Origin of the sequence: Okeania sp. SIO2F4 (genome assembly GCF_010672385.1) — a bacterium.
GTDB lineage: Bacteria > Cyanobacteriota > Cyanobacteriia > Cyanobacteriales > Microcoleaceae > Trichodesmium.
The window spans coordinates 1-4484 of sequence record NZ_JAAHGT010000815.1 but is presented as its reverse complement, the minus strand read 5'-3'; the positions used below and the strand labels follow the sequence as shown (position 1 = coordinate 4484).

5 protein-coding genes are annotated in these 4484 nt (G+C 38.9%); 1 reads left to right on the top strand and 4 read right to left on the bottom strand.

What is annotated here, in order from left to right:
* Nucleotides 1–641: 641 nt before the first annotated feature.
* From F6K22_RS33200 to F6K22_RS33185, 4 genes are all read right to left on the bottom strand, one after another.
* Entirely contained in the window at nt 642–1103 is a 462-nt protein-coding gene (locus F6K22_RS33200) for a ferredoxin (protein WP_293108170.1), read from the bottom strand.
* Nucleotides 1104–1298: 195 nt separating this feature from the next.
* On the bottom strand, nt 1299–1685 hold the full coding sequence (locus F6K22_RS33195) for a DUF1257 domain-containing protein (RefSeq protein WP_293108167.1): 387 nt from the start codon (nt 1683–1685) through the stop codon (nt 1299–1301).
* 45 nt (nt 1686–1730) lie between these two features.
* A complete protein-coding gene (locus F6K22_RS33190) occupies nt 1731–1943 on the bottom strand; it encodes a DUF2997 domain-containing protein (protein ID WP_293058200.1) in 213 nt (70 codons plus the stop codon).
* Between the two features lie 324 nt (nt 1944–2267).
* The gene (locus F6K22_RS33185) at nt 2268–2396 is read right to left on the bottom strand and encodes a hypothetical protein (protein ID WP_293108165.1); all 129 of its coding nucleotides are present in this window, start codon (nt 2394–2396) and stop codon (nt 2268–2270) included.
* Between the two features lie 467 nt (nt 2397–2863).
* Between F6K22_RS33185 and bioU the strand changes: the two genes are divergently transcribed.
* Complete coding sequence (gene bioU / locus F6K22_RS33180) at nt 2864–3877, top strand: (S)-8-amino-7-oxononanoate synthase BioU (protein WP_293108162.1); 1014 nt, start codon at nt 2864–2866, stop codon at nt 3875–3877.
* Nucleotides 3878–4484 lie beyond the last annotated feature (607 nt).

The following is a 4484-nucleotide window of genomic DNA, read 5'->3' as shown; positions in this document are numbered from 1 at the left end:
TGCGAAGAGACCTCGCCATCCCATCCTAGGTCATGCTCCGCTTGCCGACCGCTTGTTTCTCCTTCAAAGGAGAGTTTTGACTTAGTTGACAATTTACGTATGTAAGCGATATAAAACGATATTATCTCCCGCGCGTTAGTAGTAATGAGTGTGAGATTTGTATCTTCTGCTCTAATCACTGCTTAAACATTTCTGGCAGTCGTTTCTATTGACAAAGACTTAAATACAAGTGTAAACTCACTCTTATGCGGTTGGGCAAGACCCGTGAATGCCTGTGAATGAGTAACCGCCGACGGCCTTAGGGACGTTGCATGCAACGTCCGTACAGCAGGAAGTAAACATCAAGTTGTCACATTATATGACGCTTTGTATCAGTTTTATAGAGCAGACTTTAAACCTTACAGCGCTTTTCGCTCTTGATGAACCACATCTTCACAAGCAAAAATCGTGTAGGGGCGAATCGCGATTCGCCCCTACTGTGGTCTCACCAAATGAAAACCGCTGTAATTATTCGGTAAAAAGTAATCCTTGAATGAGTTTGATAATTTATAAATGTCCTAACCTTTGCTTCGACTGCTATAATTGCCAGACTGCGACTTCTTGTCACCCATCGGACAGGATATATAAGCGTTACGCGCAAGTCATATCAAATCCGTTTTCTTTTTACTCCCATTCTGTTTGCGTCTATGACTAGCAATACGCGCTTGACCCTCCATGGGACCCCCAGCAATAGGAATGACCTGATACTTGCGCTCTTCTTCGAGAGTGTTCAGTTTGGTATAATCAACCCAGTGAATACAATCAACAGGACAAGTGTCTATCGCTTCTTGGATTAATTCTTCAGAGTCGCCATCTTGTTCAAAAACGCGCGAGCGTCCATGTTCTGGTTCTATATAAAAAGTATTACGAGCAACATGAGCGCAGTGTTTACAACCGATACAGGTAATTTCATCAACGTAAACCCCTTTTTGTCGCAACACTCCACCAAGTTCGGGTTCAAAACCAGAACGTTCGGGAGCATCCCGTAATATCCCACCAAGTTCCGGTTCAAAACCGGAACGTTCTGTGTTAGCTTCAGGGGAGGATGTAGGAAAATCTAACATTTTGTCAAAAATTAATATTATTATCTATATATCTATAAGCTTTGTAGATTGGGTTTCGGCGATCGATCCAACATACACTACTAATAATTTTGTATTGTAATAGTTGTTAGGTTTCGCTAATGCTTTTTCCTACGGAATGCTCCGCAAATATATTGCACAGCAAAACCCAACCCACATTTGAATGACGACTGCTATTTAAGCACTCCAACGTTGAACAACTAGACGGACAGATCCATCTTTATTTTTTTGCTGTTCAGTAACCTGAAATCCTTGTTTAGCAGTTTCATTAACTACAGTCTGGAAAGCATAGCGCTGAGTCACCATATTAATAAAGCGATCTACAGACGATGCTTGTTGCCAGAATTGTAGATCGGCAACCAGCTCATATTCATTACCATTCCAGACAAATCCTAAGTCATACCCATTATTTTGTTCTATGACCACTTCAGCAGTGCTAGTTTGTCCGCGATAACCCCGAACTTCTGTTGGACCTGATTTCCAGTCAATACCTAAATCTGTCAGAGCAGACTGCAAAGACTTCAGATTACGAATTTGAGTTTTGATTTGACTAAAGTGTGACATAGTAATTCTAAGAGAAATAAACTGAACTCAACAAGAAAAAAAATTTTAGTAACTGCTAAAAGAAGAAACTTGCGTCCTAGCAGTATCAGACTGATGCTGCTGTTGAGCAAAGTATTCAGAAGTTGACTCTTGAGTTAAGACAATACCTAACTCAGATTCAATTGCAGCAGTTACTTCTGTACAGGATGCACCGACAATACCAGTAACTTTTTCCTGTACGCGACCATCTGGATGAATGATGAACTCTAAAGTTTCCATGTTCATAGATTAATAATGAACAGTTATCGAAATATACAAAGATACCAATTTTTTCAAAGTGATATCTGCTGAAGTTGCTTCTTGATTTTTTAAATGACTTGCTTTTAATCTAAATCAATTTTTACTAATTGATAGATAACGAATCATTTCTTAACAAAAGTTATTATAATCTGAAGCAGTACATCAGTTATTTGTTAAGTTTGGCGTATATTTTGAAAACCGTCAAGATAGTGGACCAAGGTACGAGGAAATATTGGGATCAAGAAGATAGCCTAGTGAGTCATGTAACAAAACTTCAAACTAAAAGTTCTTGACAAATATCACTTAGGCTGTTATAGAAAATATTTCTATCTGATATTTCTTATCCAATAAGTATTTTGGGATTTGTCGGTCAAGTATCCGTTGAAAATACAAATGATTTTCTAGGTTAAGCTGATATATTGCAGTTGCCATGACTGTTAGAACTTATCGAATAGCTGTTTGCGTAGAACAACCTAGGAGAATCAATAGAATATCAGTAATTAATCCTATCTCCCAGATAACTAAAGCCTTCTTTGTTCTTCTCTCTTCCTTTAGAATAAAGGCTGAATATATTATCTTGAATAATTTTTATGTTTTCTTAGTAAAAATTAGGTTTTGAATTATTTAATTTTTCTTAATTTCTAATAATTGCAAAGAGATTTTTTAGACAGTTAATTGATTGGAAATACTAAGGAGCAATTCAATGAAGTCAAAATTCATAAATCAGAAGTCAGAAGTCATAAATTAAATTATTACTTGATTATGTCGATCAAACTAGAAAAAAGATTTAATTAATAACTATTAACGCAGTTCTGACCTAGGAGGCGAACTGATTGAAAGGCAGGGTTTTAGACCCAATTATTTTGACCATAAAAGTCTGTCCAATTAAATTAAATGCCATGAACACAAGACAAACTATAACTTCCAATAATCAAATCCATGTAGGTGTTTTAGGTTTCGGTGGTCTGGGACAAGCCGCAGCTAGGGTACTTACACCCAAACAAGAAATGGCCTTGGTTGCTGCTGCCGACCAAAAAGGTTATGTCTACAACCGTCAAGGATTAAATCCTGACCAGTGTATGACTATGTACAATAACCAAGGGTCTTTAGGCTATTTAGAATCTGGTGGCGTTTTAAGTAACCAGAGCATTGAGGAATTAATTAAAGTAGCTGATAGTGTAGATGGTTATTTTCTGGCCCTTCCTAATTTGCCTAATACTTTTATGGCAAATGTCGCTAAACAATTTATTGCTGCTGGTTGGCGGGGGGTATTGGTGGATGCCATTAAACGAACCAGTGCTGTCGAACAATTATTGGCCCTCAAAGATGATCTACAAGCTGCGGGTATTACTTATATGACTGGTTGTGGGGCAACTCCTGGTTTATTAACCGCAGCAGCAACTGTAGCAGCTCAGAGTTATGCGGAAATTCATAGTGTAAAAATTACTTTTGGAGTAGGTATTGCTAATTGGGAAGCTTACCGCGCCACAATTCGCGAGGATATTGGCCATTTGCCGGGATATGATGTGGAAAAAGCTAAGGCAATGACTGATGCTGAGGTGGAAGCTTTGTTAGAAGAGACAAATGGTTTATTGAAATTGGAGAATATGGAACACGCTGACGATATTATGTTGGAGTTGGCAGGAATTTGCGATCGCGATCGGGTTACAGTAGGAGGTATTGTGGATACTCGCAACCCGAAAAAACCTTTAAGTACAAATGTTCAGGTGACTGGTCGTACTTTTGAAGGCAAAATTTCTACCCATACTTTTACATTAGGGGATGAAACAAGTATGGCAGCTAATGTTTGCGGTCCGGCGTTTGGTTATTTGAAAGCAGGAGTAGACTTATATCGCAGAGGTATTTATGGTTTATTTACTGCTGCTGAAGTTATGCCAAAGTTTGTCCGGTAAAATAGGTAAAACCTAACCCCCTGACCCCGTTCCCTGCAAGGGAACGGGGAGAATAGCCCCTCTCAAAAGCAGGAGAGGGGTTGGGGAGAGGTCTTCATTAGCGATCGCCCAACAATAACAGAGACTTTTGAATTTAATTTGTTGGGTTTTGTTGGGTTTCGTTCCTCAACCCAACCTACTACGATTTAAGCCCCCCTTTCAAAGCTATCCCTGATAAGGAACTCCTGAAAACCTTGTCGGAGGGTGGGGAAAGGGGGAAGAGGGGGAAGAGGGGGGAGTAAGAATCTTATCTGCATTTCTCACTTCTTTATGTCTAGTTCAATACACTATTTCTCAGAAAAAAGCTGATTCAATACTCATGCATAACTGACTGAACTTGTCAAGTTTTATGTTAAGAAAGATGTTTATAAAGCATAGCTTTCAAAGGGGGGTTTGGGGGGATTAAACAACCCAACCTACAACTAACTAATTTAGTGTTAATCAACCTTGTTCATTATTTATTGATTTCAGGACTTACGCACAATATTCAGTCATACACCATCTGTAGAGGGGATTCGCGAATCGCCCCTACTAGATATGGTGGTTCTGTGTAAGTCATGGATTTATA